Source organism: Streptomyces sp. 147326, assembly GCF_045000215.1.
In the GTDB taxonomy this organism is placed as follows: Bacteria; Actinomycetota; Actinomycetes; order Streptomycetales; family Streptomycetaceae; genus Streptomyces.
In genome coordinates this window covers 4,545,779-4,568,186 of the sequence record NZ_CP134201.1, presented here as the reverse complement: position 1 = coordinate 4,568,186, position 22,408 = coordinate 4,545,779, and the positions used below count along the sequence as shown (strand labels likewise).

At 72.5% G+C, this 22,408-nt stretch carries 16 protein-coding genes; 7 read left to right on the top strand and 9 right to left on the bottom strand.

Annotated features, from left to right (window positions below):
* Nucleotides 1-21: 21 nt before the first annotated feature.
* The 5 genes from RIU97_RS20640 to RIU97_RS20620 form a co-directional block, all read right to left on the bottom strand.
* On the bottom strand, nt 22-672 hold the full coding sequence (locus tag RIU97_RS20640; protein ID WP_404958867.1) for a rhomboid-like protein: 651 nt from the start codon (nt 670-672) through the stop codon (nt 22-24).
* Nucleotides 673-755: 83 nt separating this feature from the next.
* Nucleotides 756-1,475: an ABC transporter permease gene (locus RIU97_RS20635; protein WP_404958865.1), complete on the bottom strand. Its 720-nt coding sequence runs from the start codon at nt 1,473-1,475 to the stop codon at nt 756-758.
* Between the two features lie 15 nt (nt 1,476-1,490).
* The gene (locus RIU97_RS20630; protein WP_404958863.1) at nt 1,491-2,402 is read right to left on the bottom strand and encodes an ABC transporter ATP-binding protein; all 912 of its coding nucleotides are present in this window, start codon (nt 2,400-2,402) and stop codon (nt 1,491-1,493) included.
* The gene (locus tag RIU97_RS20625) at nt 2,399-3,286 is read right to left on the bottom strand and encodes an ABC transporter permease (protein WP_404958861.1); all 888 of its coding nucleotides are present in this window, start codon (nt 3,284-3,286) and stop codon (nt 2,399-2,401) included. Before RIU97_RS20625 ends, RIU97_RS20630 begins: the two co-directional genes overlap by 4 nt.
* Nucleotides 3,276-4,265 carry an ABC transporter ATP-binding protein gene (locus RIU97_RS20620; protein WP_404958859.1) on the bottom strand — a complete coding sequence of 330 codons (990 nt, stop codon included), beginning with the start codon at nt 4,263-4,265 and terminating at the stop codon, nt 3,276-3,278. Before RIU97_RS20620 ends, RIU97_RS20625 begins: the two co-directional genes overlap by 11 nt.
* A gap of 217 nt (nt 4,266-4,482) precedes the next feature.
* On the opposite strand from RIU97_RS20620, the gene RIU97_RS20615 reads away from it, so the two are divergent.
* From RIU97_RS20615 to RIU97_RS20605, 3 genes are all read left to right on the top strand, one after another.
* Nucleotides 4,483-5,352 (top strand): M24 family metallopeptidase, encoded by an 870-nt coding sequence (locus RIU97_RS20615; protein WP_404958857.1) that lies wholly within the window; start codon nt 4,483-4,485, stop codon nt 5,350-5,352.
* Complete coding sequence (locus RIU97_RS20610; protein WP_404958855.1) at nt 5,349-7,139, top strand: SDR family oxidoreductase; 1,791 nt, start codon at nt 5,349-5,351, stop codon at nt 7,137-7,139. Before RIU97_RS20615 ends, RIU97_RS20610 begins: the two co-directional genes overlap by 4 nt.
* A gap of 210 nt (nt 7,140-7,349) precedes the next feature.
* A complete protein-coding gene (locus RIU97_RS20605; RefSeq protein WP_401610250.1) occupies nt 7,350-8,270 on the top strand; it encodes a MerR family transcriptional regulator in 921 nt (306 codons plus the stop codon).
* 90 nt (nt 8,271-8,360) lie between these two features.
* Here the strand turns inward: RIU97_RS20605 and RIU97_RS20600 are convergent, their stop codons facing one another.
* Nucleotides 8,361-9,224, bottom strand: a complete 864-nt coding sequence (locus RIU97_RS20600; protein ID WP_404958852.1) for an aquaporin — start codon at nt 9,222-9,224, stop codon at nt 8,361-8,363.
* Between the two features lie 132 nt (nt 9,225-9,356).
* Here RIU97_RS20600 and RIU97_RS20595 point away from each other — a divergent pair, with 132 nt between their 5' ends.
* The 3 genes from RIU97_RS20595 (at nt 9,357) to RIU97_RS20585 (ending at nt 14,925) form a co-directional block, all read left to right on the top strand.
* Nucleotides 9,357-9,896 (top strand): RNA 2'-phosphotransferase, encoded by a 540-nt coding sequence (locus RIU97_RS20595; RefSeq protein WP_383564954.1) that lies wholly within the window; start codon nt 9,357-9,359, stop codon nt 9,894-9,896.
* A 131-nt stretch (nt 9,897-10,027) separates the two neighbouring features.
* Nucleotides 10,028-11,884, top strand: coding sequence for an HSP90 family protein (locus RIU97_RS20590; protein WP_404958850.1), 1,857 nt, complete (start codon nt 10,028-10,030; stop codon nt 11,882-11,884).
* The gene (locus RIU97_RS20585; protein ID WP_404958848.1) at nt 11,881-14,925 is read left to right on the top strand and encodes a tetratricopeptide repeat protein; all 3,045 of its coding nucleotides are present in this window, start codon (nt 11,881-11,883) and stop codon (nt 14,923-14,925) included. Before RIU97_RS20590 ends, RIU97_RS20585 begins: the two co-directional genes overlap by 4 nt.
* Before the next feature lie 47 nt (nt 14,926-14,972).
* Here RIU97_RS20585 and RIU97_RS20580 read toward each other — a convergent pair whose 3' ends face one another.
* Entirely contained in the window at nt 14,973-15,878 is a 906-nt protein-coding gene (locus RIU97_RS20580) for an LLM class flavin-dependent oxidoreductase (protein WP_404958846.1), read from the bottom strand.
* Between the two features lie 88 nt (nt 15,879-15,966).
* On the opposite strand from RIU97_RS20580, the gene RIU97_RS20575 reads away from it, so the two are divergent.
* The gene (locus RIU97_RS20575) at nt 15,967-16,848 is read left to right on the top strand and encodes an HAD family hydrolase (RefSeq protein WP_404962890.1); all 882 of its coding nucleotides are present in this window, start codon (nt 15,967-15,969) and stop codon (nt 16,846-16,848) included.
* Between the two features lie 58 nt (nt 16,849-16,906).
* On the opposite strand, the gene RIU97_RS20570 is transcribed toward RIU97_RS20575, so the two are convergent.
* The gene (locus tag RIU97_RS20570) at nt 16,907-18,682 is read right to left on the bottom strand and encodes a GAF domain-containing sensor histidine kinase (protein WP_404958844.1); all 1,776 of its coding nucleotides are present in this window, start codon (nt 18,680-18,682) and stop codon (nt 16,907-16,909) included.
* A 24-nt stretch (nt 18,683-18,706) separates the two neighbouring features.
* The gene (gene cydD / locus RIU97_RS20565) at nt 18,707-22,369 is read right to left on the bottom strand and encodes a thiol reductant ABC exporter subunit CydD (protein WP_404958842.1); all 3,663 of its coding nucleotides are present in this window, start codon (nt 22,367-22,369) and stop codon (nt 18,707-18,709) included.
* Between the last annotated feature and the right edge of the window lie 39 nt (nt 22,370-22,408).

The window sequence follows — 22,408 nt, the reverse complement described above, 5'->3', positions numbered from 1 at the left end:
CACGTGAAACACGACGCCGTTTCACGTGAAACGGGGTCGTGTTTCACGTGAAACATCGTGGCGGGTGAGCGGCCAGGCGAGCAGGCCGACCGAGAGCGCGATGGCGTGGCCGAGGTCGGTGAAGGTACCGCCGGTGGCGAGGGGGAGCCCGAAGAAGGTGACCGCTCCGGCCAGGTAGAACCATCGCCAGGGGCTGGGGAGCCGGTAGGTGAGGACACCGACGGCGGCCGCGAGCCCGTAGCTGACGCCGATGTCGACGACATGGGTCATGCTGCGCGGGGCCCGGTGGTCCTCGATGGCCATCAGCAGGATCCTCTGGCTGACCAGGGTGGCGATGACATGGGCGCTCGCCACGATCAGGAGCCAGCGCTGCGTGCCGAGCCAGCGTTCGACGGGCGCGTAGAACAGCTCGAAGAGAAGGGCGTAGAGGACGAGCGAGGCCGGGTTCTCGATCCAGAACGCGCTGCTGAGGAGCGCCCGTACGGGGTGCTGGACGAGCTGGTGGATGTTGCTGCTGTTGCGGTGGAGCAGAACGTGCTCGACCCGGTCGGGTGCGATCACGACGACGATGCTGGTGACGGCGATGATCAGCAGCCAGATGTGCGTCCCGGGCGAGGAGCGTATCCAGGACCGCAGGGGCCTGGACGGCTCCGGCTCGGTGTGCTCGATCATGCACCGATGATGACCCGCAAAGCTGTGCCCCGCCTGGCCGGTGGGCCGGGCGGGGCACTGTTTCGCAGGCGCTGCGGCGGGACTTACTCCTCGCCGGCCAGGGTGAGGCGGCGCAGCTTCTGGCCCGCGTAGACGGTGGCGCCGACGGTGACCACGGTCAGCAGGATCGCGGCGGTGGGAAGGCCCACGGTGGCGTCGACGTACCCGTCTCCGGCGACCTTCTCGGCAAGGGCCAGGGCCCACTGCTGGACGCTGAGGGTCTTGGCTCCGGAGACCAGGCTGCCGAAGAGCGACTCCCAGATCAGGGCGTAGACCAGACCGAAGACGACCGCGTGCCGGCTGACGGTGCCGAGCAGCAGGAACAGTGCGCTGTAGGCGATCGAGGCCACGAGGGCGGCGATCGTGTAGGCGACCGCGATCTGCTGGCCGTTGCCGTTGAGGATGAACCCGGCGATCAGGGTGGGGATCGCGGAGAAGGCCATGGTGACGGCGATCGCCACGATCAGCTTGGTCATGATGATCGTCGGGCGCTTCAGCGGCTTGGAGAGCAGGTAGACGATCGAGCCGTCGTCGATCTCCGGGCCGATGGCGCCGGTGCCGGCGATGACGCCGATCAGCGGAACCATGGTGGCGAGGGCGAAGCCCCCGAGGAGGTCCGCAGCGACCTTGTCGTCCACACCCGCGAAGGCGCGGACGGCGAGGGCGATGACGATCAGCAGGGCGGGCAGCGCGAAGAGGATCAGCGCGCGCCGACGGCCGAGCAGGGCCCGGTAGGTAAGCCGGGCAACGGTGGGGTCGTACATGGGTGCCAGCTCCTTTCAGGCCGAGACGAGGTAGGAGAAGACCGACTCGAGGGACTCGTCGGAGGGCGAGACCGTCAGCAGCCGGATGTCGTGCGCGCGGGCCACACGGGGCAGCAGTTCCGTGAAGCGGCCGAAGTCGACGGCCTGGACGCGCAGCGCACCCTCCTTCAGGTCGACCTCGATACCGGCCGTGGAGGGGTCGGCGATCAGGGCCGCGGCGAGGGCCCGGTCGTCGGAGGACCGGACGAGGTAGCGGTGCGGGCGGTCCGTCATCAGGCGCCGGATCTTGCGGAAGTCACCGGAAGCGGCGTGCCGGCCGGCGACGACCACCTCGATGTGCGAGGCGAGCTGCTCGACCTCCTCCAGGATGTGGGAGGAGAACAGGACGGTGCGTCCCTCGTCGCCCATGCGTCGCAGCAGGTCCATCAGCTGCATGCGCTGGCGCGGGTCCATCCCGTTGAACGGCTCGTCCAGGAGCAGTACGGACGGGTCGTGGACGAGGGCTGACGCCATCTTCACGCGCTGGCGCATGCCCTTGGAGTAGGTGGAGATCTTGCGGTCCTGGGCGTACTCCATCTCGACGGTGGCGAGCGCCCGCTGGGCGTCCGCATCGTCGAGGCCGTGCAGCTCGGCGTTGGCGACGACGAACTCCCGGCCGGTGAGGAAGTCGTACATCGCCTCGCGCTCGGGCACGACACCGATCTGCTTGTAGACCTGCTCGTTCTGCCAGATCGGCGCGCCGTCGAGGGTGACGGTGCCCGTGGAGGGGGCGAGGAAGCCGCCCATCATGTTGATGAGGGTGGACTTCCCTGCGCCGTTGGGACCCAGGAGCCCGGTGACACCGGGTCCGATGCTCATGGTCACGTCGTTGACGGCGACGACGTTCCCGAACCAGCGGGAGGTGTGGTCGATGTCGATGGTGGTCACAGCCCGGCCTTCCGGTAGCGGGCCATCAGGGCGGCGTAGGAGCCGGCGATGAGGCCGAGGGCGACTAGCAGGTAGACGACACCGGCGCCGGCCGAGGGACCCTCGCCGCCGGGGAAGGCGGAGGTCGCGTTGAGGAACGCGGTCTGTACGCCGTCGATGAGGGTGATCGGGGAGAACAGGCCCATCCACTCGACGGCTCCGGCGTTCCCGGTGCTGTAGGCGATCCCCTGGACCGCGGTCACCGCGCCGAACGGGATCAGGAGTACCGCGATGATCGCGGCGACGCCGAACCCGCGGCGCGGGGTGAGCGCGGCCATGACCAGGCCGAGACCGGAGAAGAGCAGCGACAGCAGCAGAACCGACACGAGTCCCTGCCCGAATCCCTTGGTCTGGTGGGCGAAGTCGAACTTCGCCAGGAGCGACCCGATCCACATGATCAGCAGCGGAGTCGCGGTGAGGATGAACAGGGCCGAGGCCATGGCCGCGTACTTGGCCACGACGTAGTCGACGCGTTCGATGGGCCGCGAGAAGTAGAGCGGCACCGTCTTGAAGCGCAGGTCCCGGGAGACGGACTGCGGCGCCTGTGAGGCGAGGAAGAGGCCGATGATCACCTGGGTGGTCAGGGCGTACGTCGTGTACTTGATCGGCAGGTCGGTGGAGCCGGGCACCGCGATGGCGACCGCGACGATGATCAGCGCGGGGACGCACATCACCGCGAAGAGGATCATCGGCAGGACCTTGGACTTGGCCGAGCGGCCGAGTCCGTAGGCGCCGCGCAGGGACTGCGAGAACAGCGACTTGCGGGCGTAGGCACGGCCGAGCCGGGGCCCGTCGTAGGACCGGTAGCCGATGTTGTGGATCTGGGTCGACGTCTCAGGCGCCATCGGAACCGGCTCCCTTCTGCTGGACGGAGTACGCGGGCTGGTCGCTGTCGCGGAAGACCTCCGCGATGTGGTGGCGGCGCTGCTCCATGCGGACCAGGCCGATACCCAGGTCGGCGACCGTGTCGCGGACGGTGTCGTAGGTGTGCTCGCCGGAGGCCTCGACGAGGAGGATGTGGCCGGCGCCGGGCAGGCCCTGCTCGCTGCCCTCGTGCAGGATGACGCCTGCCTCGGTGAGCGCCTTGCGCAGGGCGGCGGTGCCGTCCGGGTGGGTGTCGGAGTCGGTGACCTCGACCGCGAGGGTCGTGGTGATCTGGGTGAAGTCGCTGGTGGAGCTGGAGCGCAGCAGCTTGCCGCCGTCGACGACCACCACGTGGTCGCAGGTCCGCTCCAGCTCGCCGAGGAGGTGGGAGGTGACCAGGACGGAGATGCCGAAGTCCGTGTAGACGCGGCGGATCAGGCCGAGCATCTCGTCACGCCCGACCGGGTCCAGGCCGTTGGTCGGCTCGTCGAGGAGCACCAGCTGGGGGTCGTGGACGAGGGCCTGGGCGAGCTTGACGCGCTGCTTCATGCCGGTGGAGTAGCCGCCGATGGGGCGGTAGCGCTCCTCGTACAGCCCGACGTGGCGCAGGGTGTCGGCGGTGCGCTCGCGGGCCGCGGTGGGCGGCAGCCCGGACATGCGCGCCATGTGGACGACGAACTCGGTGGCCGAGACGTCGGGTGGCAGGCAGTCGTGCTCGGGCATGTAGCCGACGCGTTCACGGATGGCACTGCCATGCGTTTTGACGTCGAGGCCGAGCACGGCGGCGCTGCCCTCGGTGGCGGGGGACAGTCCCAGCAGGATTTTGATCAGCGTGGACTTGCCGGCTCCGTTGGCACCCACGAGGCCGGTCACACCAGGCCCGATGTCCAGGGAGAGCCGGTCGAGGGCGGTCACTCGGGGGTACCGCTTGCTCAGGCTTTCGGTCGCGATGACAGTCACGGGTTCGACGTTAGTGGCGGAGCTCTCGCGAAGCGTCAGACCTTGAGTGGGATCCCGTCTCCGCCTTGAGGCGTACGTACCCGTACTGGAGGCTGATGTGGACCGGACAACTTTATCCACAGGTCTGTGCACGACCCTTGACGTGATCTCCAGTCATTGTCACATTCATCAGTGTCAAGTTACGGGCGCGTACGGCTAGACGGATGGACGGGCTGACATGGCTGGGGACACCAAGCAACGCACCGCGCGACTCTCCGGACGACTCTCCGCCGATCTGGGCGGGTTCAGAGAGGTGCAGCGCCTCTCGTACGAGTGCGCCGAGGCCGTCGCGGCCCAGCTGCGGCCCGGCGTGACCGAGCGCGAGGCGGCCCGCATGCAGCGCCAGTGGCTGCGCGACCGTGGCGTGCGGGACTGGTTCCACCTGCCCTTCGCCTGGTTCGGGGACCGCACCGCCTTCGCGAACTTCACGATCCCGCTGCAGTTCTTCCCGACGAACCGGAAGCTGGAGCCGGGGATGCCGTTCATCCTCGACATGGCACCGGTCTTCAAGGGCTACGCGGCCGACATCGGATATTCGGGCAGCCTCGGGCTGAATCCGGTGCAGGACCGCCTCATGTCCGACCTCCAGGCCCACCGCGTACTGATCCTGGAGCAGGTGCGGGAGCGCCGCTCCCTGCGCGAGATCTACGAGAACGTCGAGCGGCTGATGACCCGGCAGGGGTACGCCAACCGGCACCGGGCCTATCCGTTCGGCGTGATCGCGCACAAGATCGACCGGGTCAAGGAGCGGCGCTGGTCGCCGACCGCCTTCGGGTTCGGCACCCAGTCCCTCAAGGGGCTGGCCGGTGACGCCCTGCACGGGCACCGTGAGGGCTGGTCCCCGCTGTGGAGCCCGTACCACTTCTCCGACCACCCGCCGCAGCCCGGCCTGTGGGCGGTGGAGCCGCACCTGGGGTTCCGGGGCACCGGCGCGAAGTTCGAGGAGATCCTGGTCGTCACCGACTCCCGGGATCCCGAGGAGAGCGCGTTCTGGCTGGACGACGACCTGCCGCACGTGCGGCGCTGGGCCGAGGAGAAGGCAGCATGAGCGACATGAGCGGAGCAGGAGTGGCAGGACTCGCGGGGGCGCGCGAGCGCCGGGTGAGCACCGGCGGGGTCGAGCTGTCGGTCGTCGAGCTCGGTGAGGCGGACCGCCCGACCGTGCTGCTGGTGCACGGCTACCCGGACAGCAAGGAGGTCTGGTCGGAGGTCGCCGAGCGGCTCGCGGCCCGCTTCCACGTGGTGCTCTACGACGTACGCGGCCACGGGCGCTCCACCGCGCCGCAGCCGCTGCGCGGCGGCTTCACCCTGGAGAAGCTGACCGACGACTTCCTGGCGGTGGCGGACGCGGTCAGCCCGGACCGGCCCGTGCACCTGGTCGGCCACGACTGGGGCTCCGTACAGGGCTGGGAGTTCGCAACGGTCGCCCGTACCGAGGGCCGGATCGCCTCCTTCACCTCGATGTCGGGGCCTTCCCTCGACCACTTCGGCCACTGGATCAAGAAGCGGATGGCGCGGCCCACCCCGCGCGCGGCCGCGCAGCTCCTCGGCCAGGGCGCCAAGTCCTGGTACGTCTACATGCTGCACACCCCCGTCCTCCCGGAGCTCGCCTGGCGCGGGCCGCTCGGCAGGCGGTGGCCGTCGATCCTCCAGCGCGTCGAAAACCTTCCGGCCGGCTCGTACCCGACGGACTCGCTGCCCTCGGACGCGGCGCATGGCGCCTGGCTCTACCGCGACAACGTGCGGTCCCGGCTGCGCCGGCCGCGCCCCGACGCGTACGCCCACGTACCCGTGCAGCTGATCACCCCGACCGGGGACTCCTTCCTGTCCGAGCGGCTCTACGACGGCCTGGAGCACTGGGCCCCGGACCTGCTGCGGCGCACCCTGCCCGCCAAGCACTGGGTGCCCCGCACCCGGCCGGACCAGCTGGCCGCCTGGATCACCGAGTTCGTCACCTCCCGGGAGGAACCGGCCACGCGGGCACCGGAGCGCAGGGCCCCGGGCCGGTACGCCGACCGCTTCGGCGGCCAGCTGGTCCTGGTCACCGGAGCGGCCAGCGGCATCGGGCGGGCCACCGCCTTCGCGTTCGCCGAGGCCGGGGCCCGGGTGGTGGCCGTCGACCGCGACGCCGAGGGCGCGGCGCGCACGGCCGACATGTCCCGCCTCGTGGGGGCCGCCGAGGCCTGGGCCGAGTGCGTGGACGTCAGCGACGAGCAGGCGATGGAGAAGCTCGCGGTGAAGGTCGCCGCCGAGTACGGGATCGTGGACGTCCTGGTCAACAACGCCGGGATCGGCCTGTCCGGAGCCTTCCTCGACACGACGGCCGAGGACTGGAAGAAGGTCCTGGACGTCAATCTGTGGGGGGTCATCCACGGCTGCAGGATCTTCGGCAAGCAGATGGCCGAGCGCGGCCAGGGCGGGCACATCGTCAACACCGCCTCCGCCGCGGCCTACCTGCCCTCCAGGACCCTGCCCGCCTACAGCACCTCGAAGGCCGCGGTGCTCATGCTCTCGGAGTGCCTGCGCGCGGAACTGGCGTCGAAGTCGATCGGCGTCTCCGCGATCTGCCCCGGCATCGTCAACACCAACATCACCGCCACCTCGCGCTTCGCAGGGGTGGACGAGGCCGAGGAGAAGCGCCGCCAGGAACGCTCCTCACGGCTGTACGGGCTGCGCAACTTCCCGCCGGAGAAGGTCGCCGACGCCATCCTGCGCGCCGTGGTCCGCAACGAGGCCGTCGTGCCGGTCACTCCCGAGTCCAAGGGCGCCCTGTGGATGTCCCGCTACGCCCCGCGCGCCCTGCGGCGCATCGCACGGCTGGAGCCCAGGCTGTGAGCGCGGGCTCGTGCCCGAGCGCCCCGCGCCGGGTCCTGCCGCCCATGTGGAGAGAGCCTGGCACGGCCATACCCCCCTACTTCCGGCGGTCGTACCATCCCACGCAGGAGGGCTCGCTGCGCAGGGCGGTCGAGTACGTTGCGGCTTCACCTGCCGTCCGGGCCCCGGCGGGCGCGGTCGGCCGAGCCGCGATGTCGTAGGGAGCCGGGATTGTCCGATCAGGCGGTAGCCGAGTACCGGATCGAGGATCTGGCGCACCACAGCGGAGCGACGGTGCGCACGATCCGGGCGTACCAGGACCGCGGGCTGCTGCCCAAGCCGGAGCGGCGCGGCCGTTCCAACGTCTACCGGGACACGCATCTGGCGCGGCTGCGCCAGATCGCTGACCTGCTGGACCGCGGCTACACCCTGGCCTCCATCAAGGAGTTGCTGGAGGCCTGGGACGCGGGACGCGGACTGGGAGGCGTACTCGGGCTGGTCGCCGAGGTGCACGGGCCGTGGACCGACGAGGAGGCCGCGCGGATCAGCCGCGAGGAGCTGAACGAACGGTTCGGCGGCCGGCCGGACGACGAAGCGGTGGGCGAGGCGTGCGAGCTGGGGGTCCTGGAGCGGATCCCCGGGCGCCCGGACCAGTTCCTGGTGCCCTCCCCGCAGGAGCTGGCGGTGGCCGCCGAGCTGTACGCGGCCGGGGTGCCACTGCCGGCGATCACCGGCCACCTGCGGGAACTGCGCGGGCAGGTGGAGCACATCGCCTCGCGGTTCCTGGAGTTCACCACCGAGCACGTCTTCGCGCGCTACCTCGGGCAGGTGCCGCCCACGGACGCGGACGCGGCGGAGGCGGCGACGATGGTGCGGCGGCTGCGCCCGCTGGCCCAGCAGACCGTGGACGCGGAGCTGGCGCGGGCGATGCGGCTCTTCGCGACCCGCCACCTGCAGCGGCACCTGGGGGCGGCGGGCACGCCCCAGCCGTCGGGTGCCTCGCCGGTGGCGCTGCCGGCCGGGACGGTACGGGCGGTGCAGGACCTGGTGGGCCCCGACCACGTGGCGGAGTTCGTCCGGGCCGCGACGGAGCGGGAGCTCCAGGCCAGGACCATGAACGATCTGGCACGCCGGGCGGAGCCCGGCCGGTAGTCCACAGGGCGGATCGCGCGTTTGGCGTCAAAACCCGCCCAAACGGCTGTGGACAAGTGCCCTTTCCCTGTGGGCAACTGAGGCGGCGTCTCAGCCGACGGACTCGTACGCCGCTTTCTCGGGGCTCGCGCCGTCCCCCGGCCCGGTCTCGGCAAGGGACGCCGGCACGGCCGTCTCGACCGGCACCGCCACCGGCACGGGCACCGACACCGCCACGGCCACCGGCTTCGCGGTCCGCGAGGTGCCGGCCCCCGCTCCGGTCCCGTTCCCCGTCCCCCTCCCGTACAGCAGGGCGGCCAGGGCCAGCCCGAGGATCCCGCCGGCCAGCTGGGCGGCGACGAATCCGGGCAGCGACTCGGGGGCGATGCCGGTGAAGGAATCGCTGAAGCTGCGCCCGATGGTGCCGGCCGGGTTGGCGAAGGAACCGGAGGAGGTGAACCAGATCGCGGCGGCGATGTACGCCGCGACGGCGGCCGGGATGAGCCGGGGGCGCCCGATCCGCCCGAGGCCCTGGATCACGAGGACGAGACCGGCGGTGGCGACCACCTCGCCGATGAGCAGGTGCCCGCCGTCGCGCACCTGGGTGGAGAAGGTGCCAGGGGTCCGCCCGAACATGGCCTCCGCGAGCAGGGCTCCGCCGATCGCTCCTGCGGTCTGGGCCACGGTGTAGACGAACGCCTCCCTGCCGCCGAGTCCCTCGCCGCCGGTGCGCCGGGCCCACCAGGAGGTGAGGGTGACCACCGGGTTGAGGTGGGCGCCGGACAGCGGACCGAAGAGGGTGATGATCAGCCCGAGGCCGATGGCCGAGGCGAGGGAGTTGGCGATGAGGGCGACACCGGTGTCGCGGCTGAGCTCGGCGGCCTGGAGGCCGGAGCCGATCACGACCACGAGCAGGCCCGCGGTACCGATCAGCTCGGCAGCCGCACGGCGTGACAGAGAGGCATGGGCTGTCATGGTTTCTCCCCTGGACAGAAGTGACAGCGGAAAATATATTCCGCATCTCGGAAGCGCGATAGGGGGTGTCCGCCACCGGGCTCCACCCGAAAATCCCTGCCGGAAGACCGCACGAGCGGGCACGCTGGGGCCATGGATGAAAGACGCACCGTGAAGGTGTCGAAGTACGTCTCGAAACACCTGCGACACCAGCCGGAACGGATCGGACTGGTGCTCGACCCCCAGGGCTGGGTGGAGATCGACGACCTCCTGCGGGCGGCCGCCGCCCACGGATTCCACTTCAGCCGGGCCGAGCTCGACCACGTCGTCGCCGCCAACGACAAGCAGCGGTTCGCCGTCGACGGCACCCGGATCCGGGCGAACCAGGGGCACACCGTCGCCGTGGACCTGGACCTTCCGGAGGCCGAACCGCCCGCGTACCTGTACCACGGCACCGTGGCCGCCGCCCTGGACTCGATCCGCGCCGAGGGCCTTCGCCCGATGGCCCGCCACCACGTGCACCTGTCCCCGGACCGGGAGACCGCGACCCGGGTCGGCGCGCGGCGCGGCCGGCCCGTCGTGCTCGCCGTGGACGCCGGTGCGATGCGTGCGGCCGGGCACGTCTTCCGGATCAGCGCCAACGGGGTGTGGCTGGCGGACGCCGTGCCGCCCCAGTTCCTGCGCTTCCAGTAGCGCTTTCAGGGGCGGGAATTCACGCTGAGATTGTCGGACCATCCCCCTAATGTGTGTCCCACTCCGGGATCCGTGAGGGGGGCACCTCGCGATCACCGAACCATCCCTGCACGTACGCGAGGTGACGCCCTATGACGTCCACACCCCACAATTTCCAGGTCGATCTGCGCGGTCTGGTGGATCTCCTCTCCCACCACCTGTACTCCAGCCCGCGCGTCTACGTCCGCGAGCTCCTGCAGAACGCGGTGGACGCCGTCACCGCCCGCCACGCCCTCGACCCCGACGCCGAGGTCCGCATCCGGCTGTCGGCGTCCGGCGGCCGCGTGACCATCGAGGACAGCGGAATCGGCCTGACCGCCGACGAGGCCCACTCCCTGCTCGCCACCATCGGACGCAGCTCCAAGCGCGGCGGAGACGGCTCCATCGCCGCGCACGGCTTGGAGGCCACCCGCCGGGAATTCCTCGGCCAGTTCGGCATCGGACTGCTCGCCTGCTTCGTCGTGGCCCGCCAGATCCGCGTCGTCACCCGCTCCGCCCGCGACCCCGATGCCGCGCCCGTCGAATGGCTCGCCACGGACGACGGTTCGTACACCGTCCGCGAACTGCCCCACGAGGCGCGCCCGGAGCCCGGCACCACCGTCGTCCTCGAGGCCCGCCCGGGCGCCGCGGAATGGACCGTCCCGGCCACGGTCGAACAACTGGCCCGCGACTACGGCTCCCTGCTGCCGTACGCCATCACCTTCGACGACGGCGAGGGCGGCGAACCGCGCCCCGTCACCGACCGGCCCGCCGTCTGGGACCGGCCCTTCCCCACCCCGGCCGCCCGCCGCGTCGCGCTCGCCGGTCACTGCGCGGAGCTCTTCGGATTCACCCCGCTCGACAGCATCGACCTCGACCTGCCGGTCGCCGGCGTACGCGGGGTGGCGTACGTCCTTCCCGAGCCGACCAGCCCCGCCCACCGGGCCGGACACCGCGTCCACCTCAAGGGCATGCTGCTGACCGACCGGGCCGACAACCTGCTGCCGGACTGGGCCTTCTTCGTCCGCGCCGTCCTCGACACGGACACCCTGCGGCCCACCGCCTCCCGGGAGAACCTCTACGACGACGAGACCCTGGCCGCCGTACGGGAGGCCCTCGGCGCCCGCGTCCGCGGCTGGCTCGCCGAGCTCGCGGCGAGCGACCCGGAGCGCCTGGCCGCCTTCCTGCGCGTCCACCACCTCGGTGTGAAGTCCATGGCCCGGCACGACTCCGAACTGCTCGGGCTGATGCTGCCGTGGCTGCCGTTCGAGACCAGCGACGGTTCGATGAGCCTGCAGGAGTTCGCGGCCGCCCATACGGACATCCACTTCACGCGCACCGTCGAGGAGTTCCGCCAGATCGCACCGATCGCCGCGGCCCACGGGCTCGGCGTCATCAACGCCGGCTACACCTACGACGCGGACCTGCTGGCCCTGCTGCCCGCCGTACGGCCCGAGCTCAAGGTCACCGAGCTGGACGCCGGAGCCGTCACCGAGCGGCTGGACCCGGTGGCGACCTCCGCCGAGCTGGAGCTCGCCGGCTTCCTGGCCACCGCGCGCACCCGCCTGGAACCCCAGGGCTGCGACGTGGTGCTGCGCGCCTTCCAGCCCGTCGCCGTCCCCGCGCTCTACCTCGACGACCGCCAGGCCCGCCAGGAGCGCGACCGCACCGCCGCGCTGGAGAGCGCCGACTCCCTGTGGAGCGGCATCCTCGGCGCGCTGCGGGGCTCCGCGCCGCGCGCCCGGCTGGTCCTCAACCACAACAATCCGCTGATCCGGCGGATCGCCGCCCTCCCCGACGAGGCGCTCACCGGCACCGCCGTCGAATCGCTGTACGGGCAGGCCCTGCTGATGTCGCAGCGGCCGCTGCGCCCCGCCGACTCCACCCTGCTCAACCGGGCCTTCCTCGGACTCCTGGAATGGGCGACGCACCCCACCGATGCCCGCGACGCCCAGGAGGACCAGAAGTGACGACGCTGACGCGCGAGGAGATCGTGCGGGGTCTGGCGGAGAACCGCGAAGCGCCGAACGGCGCCGCGCGCAACGCGCACGCCGAGGCCCTCGCCGGTGCTGCGGAGACGAACGGCGACCGCGCGCTGTTCCGCGAAGCCCTCGACAACCTGATCAACGCGTATCTCTACAGCTCCGAGTCGTCGAAGATGCTGGTGCCCTTCGCGCGGCTCCTCCAGGAGTACGACAAGGACCCGGGCGCCTTCTCCGAATGGGACGCCCACTCGCTGTTCTGGCAGTTCAAATGGGTGGCCTCGGCCATTTCCGACTCCCCCGGAATCCCGCTGGAGTCGGCGGCCGGCTGGCTGGACGAGATGGAGCGCCGCTACCGGATCGCGGGCTACAGCGAGCGGCCCGTGCGCGAGGCCGAGCTGTGGCTCGCCCATGTGACCGGCGAGGACGAGCGCGCCGAGCGGGCCTTCCGGCGCTGGCTGGCCGCGGAGCGCGACGACATGAGCGACTGCCAGGCCTGCGAGCTCAACGGCCAGGGCCAGTACGCCGTCGTGCGGGGCGACGACGCGGAGGCACTGGAGCTGTGGAAGCCGGTGCTCACGGGTGAGCTGGTCTGCGCCGAGGAGCCGCACCGGGTCCTGGCCACCTCGCTGCTGCCGCTGCTGCAGCTCGGCCGGACCGACGAGGCGCGCTCGAACCACCTGCGCGGCTACCGCATGGCCCGCGGCAACGAGAGCCTGCTGCCGTCGGTGGGCAGGCACATCGAGTTCTGCGCGCTCACCGGCAACGAGTCGCGCGGCCTGGAGATCCTGCACGAGCACGCCGCCCATGTGGCGCCGCTCGCCAACCTCGACGACCGGCTGTCCTTCCACGGCGGCATCCTCGTGCTGCTCCGCCGTCTGCAGGAGCTGGGACACGGCCGGAGCCCGGCCGTCCCCTACGAGGGAACCCCGCGTACGGTCTCCGAGCTGTACGAGGTGCTCCACGCGGGCTGCCTCGACATCGCCCGGCAGTTCGACGCGCGCAACCGCACGACCCGGGTCTCGGACCGCTTCCTCGCGCGGGTGGGCCGGGAGCCGCTGGTGGGCACCCTGCCGCTGGGGGTGCGCAGTGCGGAACTGCCCCGGACCGACACGGCCCGTGCCGCTGCCACCGCCACCACCGCCTCCGTCTCCGCCGTCCCCACGCCGGTCGTGGCGCCCACCGGGTTCACCGAGCTCGTGGAGCGGGCCCGCGGCGCCCGCGACGTGGGTCATCCGGGTGCGGACGCGCTGTGGGCCGAGGTGGCCGTACGGGTGGACGCGCAGCCGGATCCCGATCCGCTGGTCCGCGCCGACCTCGCGGACCAGCAGGCCCTGGCCGCCGCGCGGCGCGGGGCCGAGGAGGCCCCGCAGCTCCTGGCCGCGGTCCGCGACGGCTACCGGGCGCTGGGCCGGGCGGAGCGCGCGGCGCTCGCCGAGCTGCGGCTGGCCAGTGTGGCCGCGCAGTCGGGGGCGGCGCCCGCGCAGATCCGGGACCTGCTGCGGGTCGCCCTGCGGTCCGCCGAGGCACTGGACGCCGCCGAACCGCTGCGGGTCCGGCGGATCGCGCTCGCGGAACTCTCGGCGATCCGCGTGGAGTCGTACCTGCGCTCGGTCGAGGCGGCCGGCCCGGACGACCCCCACCAGGGCCACCACCACGGCGAGGACCAGGAGCACGCCCACGGTGAGCTCGCCGCCGAGCTGACCTCCTTCATCTCCGCCTACGAGGACGGTGCGGCGGACCTGGCCGCGGAGGCCGAGGAGATGCTGGGCCGGGTGGCCCTCGCACAGGGCGACCCGGAGCGGGCCGTGCCGCTGCTCGCGACGTCCGCCGCGCGGGCGGTCGCCGCCGGCCGGCCGTGGCAAGCCGTGGACCCGCTGGTGCTGCGGGCCGGGGTGCTGAAGTCGCTGGACCGGCCCGAGGAGGCGGAGGAGGCCGCGCGAGCCGGGCTGGAGCACGCAGCCGAGCTGACCGACGCCGAGGCCCAGGGCGTCGTACGGCTGACCCTCGCGGACATCCTGCTGCGGCGGAGCGACACGGCGCAGGAGGCCGCCGCACTCGCACTGGCGGGAGCCCACTGGTTCGACCAGGCCGGTCTCACCGCGGACGGCGGGGCGCAGGCCCGGCTGCTCCTGGCCAGGGCCTACGCGCGGGAGGAGAGGGCCGCCGAGGCCGCGGAGGTCCTGCAGTCGGCACTGCCGGATCTGCTGGAGCACGGTGATCAGCAGGCGGTGTTCGTACGCGAGTTCCTGGGCGACCTGCTGCGCCGGCTGAACGAGCCGCGGCCGGCCGCGGAGCAGTACCTGCTGGCGGCGGAGGTGACCAAGGGCTGGGAGGATCCGCGCCCGCAGGCGAGCCTCGCACAGTCGGCCGCCGACACCCTGTCCGACGCGGGGCTGGCCGCCGAGGCGGCCGCCGCCTACGAACGGGCCCTGGAGCTGCACCGGCTGACGGGCCAGGCCCCGGTCGCCGAGGTGCGGGTGCTGCGCTCCCTCGCCTGGCTGGGCCTGCGCGAGGAGGTCACGGCCACGGCGGTGGAGCAGGCCCGGGGCCGGATGACAGAGGCCGCCGAGGTGCTGGAGGCCGCCCTGGCCGCGGATCCCGGAGCTCCTGAGCTGCGCTCCGAACTCGCCCAGACCTGGCACCAGCTGGCGCAGGTGCTCGACCGGCACGTCAGCACGAACGAGGAGGCCGACGAGGACGAGGCTCCCGCCGGGGCCGGGGAGGCCGAGGCACCGGCGGCCCGGCTGAGCCACGCGGAGGCCGATGCGCTGCGCCTGGAGGAGATCGAGCTGTGGGACCGGGCCGCCCGGGCCTACGCCGCGCTCGGCCCCGACCATCTCCGGGACCGGTTCCAGTGCCTGAACAACGCGGCCTGGACGGAGCACGAGCGGGGCGACGCGAAAGCGGGCGCCGCGCGTGTCTCCACGCTGATCGACGAGGCCCGGGCGCTGCCGGAGGACGAGCTGCCCGACTGGCTCCTGCCCTCGGCGGAGCGCCTCCTCGCGCAGCTGAACGACGGCGCGTAGAGCGTCGGTCGTCGCCGCTCCGGTGCGGAGCGGCGACGACCGGCGGGTCAGCTGCCGAGCTGGGACAGGGCCTCGGTGGCGATCTTCTCGAAGACGGCCTCGTCGGCGGCGAAGTCGGAGTCCGGGATCGGCGCGTGGATCACCAGCTCGGTGAAGCCGAGCTCGCGGTGGCGGCCGGCGAAGTCGACGAATGCGTCCACGGACTCCAGCACGGTGTTGGCCTCGGGCGTGAAGCCGGTCAGCAGGATCTTCTCCATGGGCCCGGGATCCCTCCCGATCTCCACGAAGGCCTTGTCGAGCCGTTCGAGCTGCCCTCGCAGGGCTTCCAGCGACTGCTCGGGCGTGCCCTCCTCGAAGAGCTTCGGGTCGCCCGTGGTCACCCAGGCCTGGCCGTGGCGGGCGGCGAGCCGCAGACCGCGCGGTCCGGTCGCGGCGACCGCGAACGGCAGCCGCGGCTCCTGCACGCAGCCGGGGAGGTTGCGGGCCTCCTCGGCGGAGTAGAAGGTGCCCTCGTGGCTCACCGCGCCCTCGGTCAGCAACCGGTCCAGGAGCGGCACGAACTCGGCGAAGCGGTCGGCGCGCTCGCGCGGGGACCAAGCCTCCTGACCCAGCACGGTCGCGTCGAAGCCGTTGCCGCCGGCTCCGATACCGAGGGTGATGCGCCCACCGGAGATGTCGTCCAGGGAGATGAGCTCCTTGGCGAGGGTCACCGGGTGGCGGAAGTTCGGCGAGGTGACGAGCGTGCCCAGACGCAGCCGCTCGGTGGCGGTGGCCGCAGCGGTCAGGGTGGGCAGCGCACCGAACCACGGGCCGTCGCGGAAGGTCCGCCAGGACAGGTGGTCGTAGGTGTAGGCCGTGTGGAATCCGAGCTGCTCAGCCCGGAGCCACTGATCGCGGCCTCCCTCGTGCCATCGACGTACTGGAAGGATCACCGTGCTCAGACGCAGACTCATGCGTCGAGCCTACGGCGAGGCGATGTTTCACGTGAAACATCGCCTCGCGCGAGAGCCGAACCCGATCATGGTCCGGCCGTCCCCGGCCATGGGCGAAGATGGAGCCGTGACCTCGGCTCCCCAGCGCCCGGACGGGCCAACCCCCATGCCCCGGCTCATCGCCACCGACCTCGACGGCACCCTGCTGCGCGACGACAAGTCCGTCTCGCCGCGTACCGTCGCCGCGCTCGCCGCCGCCGAGGAGGCCGGGATCGAGGTCTTCTTCGTCACCGGACGCCCGGCCCGCTGGATGGACGTGGTCAGCGACCATGTCCACGGGCACGGCCTCGCGATCTGCGCCAATGGCGCGGCGGTCGTCGACCTGCATGCCGGACGGGAGTTCGTGCAGGTCAGGTCCCTTCCGCGGGCCGCCGCACTCGCCGTCGTCGATGCCCTGCGAACTGCCGCACCCGGCACGTCCTTCGCGGTCGAGCTGACCACCGGCATCAACTACGAGCCGGCGTACCCGCCCTTCTTCAAGGACCCGGCCGCCAGGATCGCCACGGCCGAGGAGCTGCTGCAGGAGAACGGGGGCGCGCCGCCCGTGCTCAAGCTGCTGGCGCACCACTCCGAGATCGCCCCGGACGAGTTCCTGACGCTGGCCCGCTCCGCCGCCGGCGAGTACGCGTCGATCACCCGCTCCAGTCCGACCGCCCTGCTGGAGATCAGCGGGCACGGCGTCTCCAAGGCCAGCACGCTGGCGCTGTGCTGCGCAGAGCGGGGCATCTCGCCCGCCGAGGTCGTCGCCTTCGGGGACATGCCGAACGACGTGGAGATGCTCAGCTGGGCCGGCACCTCGTACGCGATGGGCAACGCCCACCCGGATGTGATCGCGGCCGCGTCCGGCCGTACGGTCGCCAACAACGAGGACGGGGTCGCCCTCGTCATCGAGCGGATCCTGGCCGAACGCATCGCCCGGCAGCAGGCCTGATCGGCGGGCCCCGGCAACGGGGCCCGAACGTCCCGCCGCGGCAGCGGGCACCCGCACCTCAGAGCGGGGCCTCCCACACCAGGGTGGTCCCGCCGCCGTCCTCGCCGATGCCCGGGCCGTACGAGCTCGCGCCGCCCAGCGACTCGGCCCGCCGGCGCAGATTGCGCAGCCCGCTGCGCCGGCCCCCTTCGGAGATTCCCACCCCGTCGTCGGCGACCTCCAGCCGGACCCCGGGACGGCCGTCGGCGAGCGTGACGGTGGAGTCGAGCACCACCTCGATCCGGGAGGCGTCGGAGTGGCGGAAGGCATTGGACAGGGCCTCGCGCAATGCGGCGATCAGGTTCTTGCCGACCAGCTCGTCGACCACGGTGTCGATCGGGCCGAGGAAACGGTGCGCGGGCTTGAAGCCCAGGGGTACGGCAGCCATGTTGATCTCCCGCAGCACCCTGGTGCGCAGTCCGGACGGGGCCTCCGCCGGGCCCTGCTGAAGGGCGAAGATGGCGGTGCGGATCTCCTGGATCGTCACGTCCAGTTCGTCCACGGCCTTGCCGACGCCGTCGCGGACCTCGGGAACGATGGACCGGCGCTGGGCGCCCTCCAGCATCATCCCGGTGGCGAACTGCCGCTGGATGACGAGGTCGTGCAGGTCGCGTGCGATCCGGTCGCGGTCCTCGAAGACGGCCAGCCGCTCACGGTCGCGCTGTGCCTCGGCCATCATCAGGGCGAGCGCCGCCTGCGAGGCGAACTGCGTGGCCAGGGTCCGCTCGGCCTCGCTGAAGGGCCGCTTGCCGCGCGCCCTGGGGGTGACCAGCGCGCCCAGCACCCGCCCGCCGCTGTGCAGGGGAAGCATCATGCAGGGCCCGTACTGGCTGGTCAGCTTGCTGATCATGCGGGGGTCGGACGCGGCGTCGTCCACGAACACCGGCTCTCCGTGCAGCAGCCTGTCCACCACCGGGCTCTCGGCCGGGATCACCAGACCGAGCGAGGTGGCCGGGTTCTCGGCCGAGACGGCGACGATCTCCATCCCACCCTCCTCGGCCGGCAGCATGACGATCCCCGCGGAGGAGTCGGCGAGCCGGCGGGCCTGCTCCGCCACCACCACGAGGGCGTCGTCCGCGTCCCCGCCGGACAGGAGGGCGGTGGTGACGGCCACCGAGCCGTCGATCCAGCGCTCGCGCTGGGTGGCGGCCTCGTACAGCCGGGCGTTGCCGATGGCGATGCCCGCCTCGGTGGCCAGCACCCGGACCATGTGGACGTCGTAGTCGTTGAACTCGCCGCCGCCGCTCTTCTCGGCGAGGTACAGATTGCCGAAGATCTCCCCCTGCACCCGGATCGGGACGCCGAGGAAGGTCTTCATCGGCGGGTGGTGCGCCGGGAACCCCGCGGAGCGCGGATCCTTCGTCAGATCGGCGAGCCGCACGGTGTCGGAGTGCGAGATCAATGCTCCGAGCAGGCCCCGCTTCCCGTCCGGCCGGTGTCCGATCTTCCTGGCCAGCTCGGAGCTGACCCCGTGGGTGACGAAGTCCGAGAGCCCGCGGCCCTCCGTGTCGACGACGCCGATCGCCGCGTAGCGGGCGCCCGCGAGCTCGGCCGCGGTCTCGCAGATGCGGTCCAGCGTGGAGTGCAGTTCGAGGCCGGTCCCGACCGACCGCATCGCCTCCAGCAGTTGCGGTACCCGGGCCGTGAGCTCGGTGGACAGGCCCTGCAGGCTCCTGGTGGCCTCGGTGGCGGCCGCCAGCGGGTCCGGCGTCACGGGCACGACCGGTGTGGCCGGCGAGGGATCCGGCAGGGGATCCGGCGATTCCGGCGACTGGTGCGACTGCTGCGCTGACATGTTCTTGAGACTAGTTAGTCCCCATTAGAGGGGAAAGCTGGCCAAAGTCCCGTCCGTGGCCCTTTCCCGCTCCAGCAGGCGCCGCAGCGGTCCCTCGGCCGAGGCCAGCTCCGTGTACGCGCCGCGCTGCACGACCTCGCCGCGGTCCAGCACGAGCACCTCGTCGACCGCCTCCAGTCCGGCCAGCCGGTGCGTGATCAGCACGGTGGTCCGGCCCTCGGTCGCGGCCAGCAGGTCCGCCGTCAGGGCGTCGGCCGTGGCCAGGTCCAGGTGCTCGGCCGGCTCGTCCAGGACCAGTACGGGGAAGTCCGCGAGCAGCGCGCGGGCCAGGGCGAGGCGCTGGCGCTGACCGCCCGAGATCCGCTCGCCGTGCTCACCGACCAGGGTGTCCAGCCCGTCCGGAAGGCCGTCGGCCCACTCCAGCAGCCGGGCCGCGGCCAGCGCGTCCCGCAGCTGCTCCTCGCTCGCCCCGGTCCGGGCGAGGCGCAGGTTCTCCCGCACCGAGCTGTCGAAGATGTGCGCGTCCTGGGCGCACAGGCCCACGAGCGCGCGTACGTCGTCTCCGTCGAGGGTGCGCACGTCGGTCCCGCCCAGGGTGTACGCGCCCTCGCCCGGGTCCAGGAACCGGAGGATGACCTGGGCCAGTGTCGTCTTGCCGGAGCCCGAGGGGCCGACGACGGCGATGCGGCGGCCGGCCTCCAGGGTCAGGTCCAGCCCGCGCAGGGCGTCACGGTCCTGGCCGGGGTGGCGGGCGGCGAGCCCGGTCAGGCGCAGCGGGAAGGGCGAGGCGGGGGCCGCGGCGGGCCCCTCCGGCTCGGCGACCGGGACCGGCGCGTCGATGACCTCGTAGACCCGCTCGGCGCTACGGCGCACCCGCTGGCGGTACTGGACGGCCAGCGGCAGTCCGTTCACCGCCTCGAAGGCGGCGAGCGGTGTCAGGACCGCGACGGCCATGGCCACCCCGGACAGCCGTCCGTCGTGGACGGCGTTCGCGGCGACGGCCGCGGCGGCCACCACGGTGAGCCCGCACACGAGGGCGGACAGCCCGCCGCCCAGTCCGCTCGCGGCGGCGCCCCGCGCGGCGATGCGGGTCAGCAGGCCGTCGCTCTGCCGCGCCCGGCCCTTGCGGTCCTCCAGCGCCCCGGCCACGGTCAGCTCCGCGGTACCGGTCAGCAGATCGGCCACCCTGGTGGCGAGCTCGCCCCGGGCGGGTGCGAGCCTGCGCTCCGCCCGGCGGGCGCAGGCCCCGCTGACCAGCGGCACCCCGATGCCGGCGGCGAGCAGCCCGGCGGCGAGTACGGCTCCGGCCTCGGGGAGCAGCCAGGCGGTGAAGGCGACCGAACCGGTGCCGACGAGCACCGCGGTGCCGACCGGCAGCAGCCAGCGGAGCCAGTAGTCCTGCAGGGCATCCGCGTCGGCCACCAGCCGGGCCAGCAGGTCCCCGCGCCGGTGCTCGCGCAGCCCGGCGGGCGCGATGCGCTCCAGCCGCCGGTACACCGATACCCGCAGGTCGGCGAGCATCCGCAGGACGGCGTCGTGGGAGACGAGCCGCTCCGCGTAGCGGAAGACGGCGCGGCCCATCCCGAAGGCCCGGGTGGCGGTGACGGCCACCATCAGATAGAGCACGGGGGGCTGTTCGGAGGCCCGCGAGATCAGCCAGCCGGACACGGCCATCAGGCCGACGCTGCACCCGACGGCCAGCGCGCCGAGCAACAGCCCGAGCCTGAACCGTCCCTGCCAGGCCTTGGCGACCGCCCGCACGCGGCGCAGCGGATCGGCCCCGCCCGTGTCCGTCCCGCCGCCGGCCCGCGCCCGCTCGGGTGCGGCACCGAGGATCCACTCCCCGGCATCCGGGGCGCGGTCACCGGGGGACCGGCCGTCGGCCCCGTCCCGGATGACGCCGCGGCGGGGGAGCAGCTCCTCAAGGCCCGGCCCTTCAAGGTCCGGCCCCTCAAGGTCCGGCCCCTCAAGGTCCGGCCCCTCGGGAAGCAGCCCCTCGGGAAGCAGCAGGCGGTGTCCGTCGGCGAGGAGCTCCGCGGGCCCGGCCCCCGCCGTCATCGGGACCACCCGGCCCGCGACCGCCAGCAGTGCCGGCCGGTGCACGACCAGCAGTACGGTCCGGCCCGCGGAAAGCCGCCGGACGGCGTCCACGATCCCCGCCTCGGTCTCTCCGTCCAGGGCTGCCGTCGGCTCGTCGAGCAGCAGCACGGGCCGGTCGGCCAGGAAGGCCCGGGCCAGGGCCAGCCGCTGCCGCTGCCCGGCGGACAGTCCCACACCGCCCTCGCCGAGCAGGGTCTGCACCCCGCGCGGCAGCGCGGTCACGAACTCCCAGGCCCCGGCGTCCTTCAGAGCCGCGGCCACGTCGCTGTCTGAGGCACCCGCGCGGGCCAGCCGTACGTTCTCGGCGATCGTCCCGGCGAACAGGTGCGGCCGCTGCGGCACCCACGCGATCCGCTCCCGCCAGTGCTCCGGCGACAGCTCGGCCAGGTCCACCCCCGCGATCCGCACCCGTCCCGCGGTCGGCGCCACGAACCCCAGCAGCACCTGCAGCAGCGTGGACTTGCCCGCGCCGCTCGGACCGGTGAGGGCCACGCACTCCCCCGGCGCGACCGTCAGCGAGACCGGCCCGGGCGAGTCCTCGCCCCGGCCCTCGTAGCGGACGGCGACCCCGTCGATCTCGATCCGCAGGGGGGCGCCGCCGGGCAGCTCGGCCGTGCCGGCCGGACCCGTGGCGGGGGTCTCCAGGATCTCGAAGATCTCCTCCGCGGCCGCCAGTCCTTCCGCGGCCGCGTGGTACTGCGCCCCCACCTGCCTGAGCGGCAGGTACGCCTCGGGCGCCAGGATCAGGATGACCAGGCCGGTGTAGAGGTCCAGTTCACCGTGGACCAGTCGCATGCCGATGGTCACGGCGACCAGGGCGACCGACAGGGTGGCCAGCAGCTCCAGCGCGAAGGAGGAGAGGAACGCGATGCGCAGGGTCCGCATCGTCGCGCGCCGGTAGTCGTCGGTGATCTTGCGGATGGATTCGGCCTGCGCCTTGGCCCGGCCGAAGACCTTCAGCGTCGGAAGGCCGGCCACCACGTCGAGGAAGTGACCCGACAGCCGCGACAGCAGCCGCCACTGGCGGTCCATCCGGGACTGGGTGGCCATGCCGATGAGCACCATGAACACGGGGATCAGGGGGAGCGTGACCACGATGATGGCCGCCGACACCCAGTCCTCGGTGACGATGCGGGCGAGCACCGCGCCCGGCACGACCACCGCGAGCCCGAGCTGGGGCAGGTAACGGGAGAAGTAGTCGTCGAGCGCGTCCACACCCCGGGTGGCCAGGGACACCAGGGATCCGGTCTTCTGCCCGGTGAGCCGGCCGGGGCCGAGTTCCGCGGCCCGGTCCAGCAGCCTGCCCCGCAGTTCCGACTTGACGGCCGCACTGGCGCGGTGCGCGGCCAGCTCGGTCAGCCAGGCGACCAGGCCGCGTCCGAGCGCCACCGCCGCGAGCAGCAGCAGCGGCGTCCGGAGCGCTTCGCCGCCCCGCCCCTTCTCGAAGGCACCGACCACGATCTCGGCGATCAGCATCGCCTGACCGACGACCAGCCCCGCCCCGACGAGCCCCAGGGCCACCACCGCACCCAGGAAGAGGCGGGTGGAGCGGGCGTACCGGAGCAGGCGCGGGTCGATCGGTTTCACGTGAAACATCCCCCAGGGGAGGGTCGGTCGGACGAACGG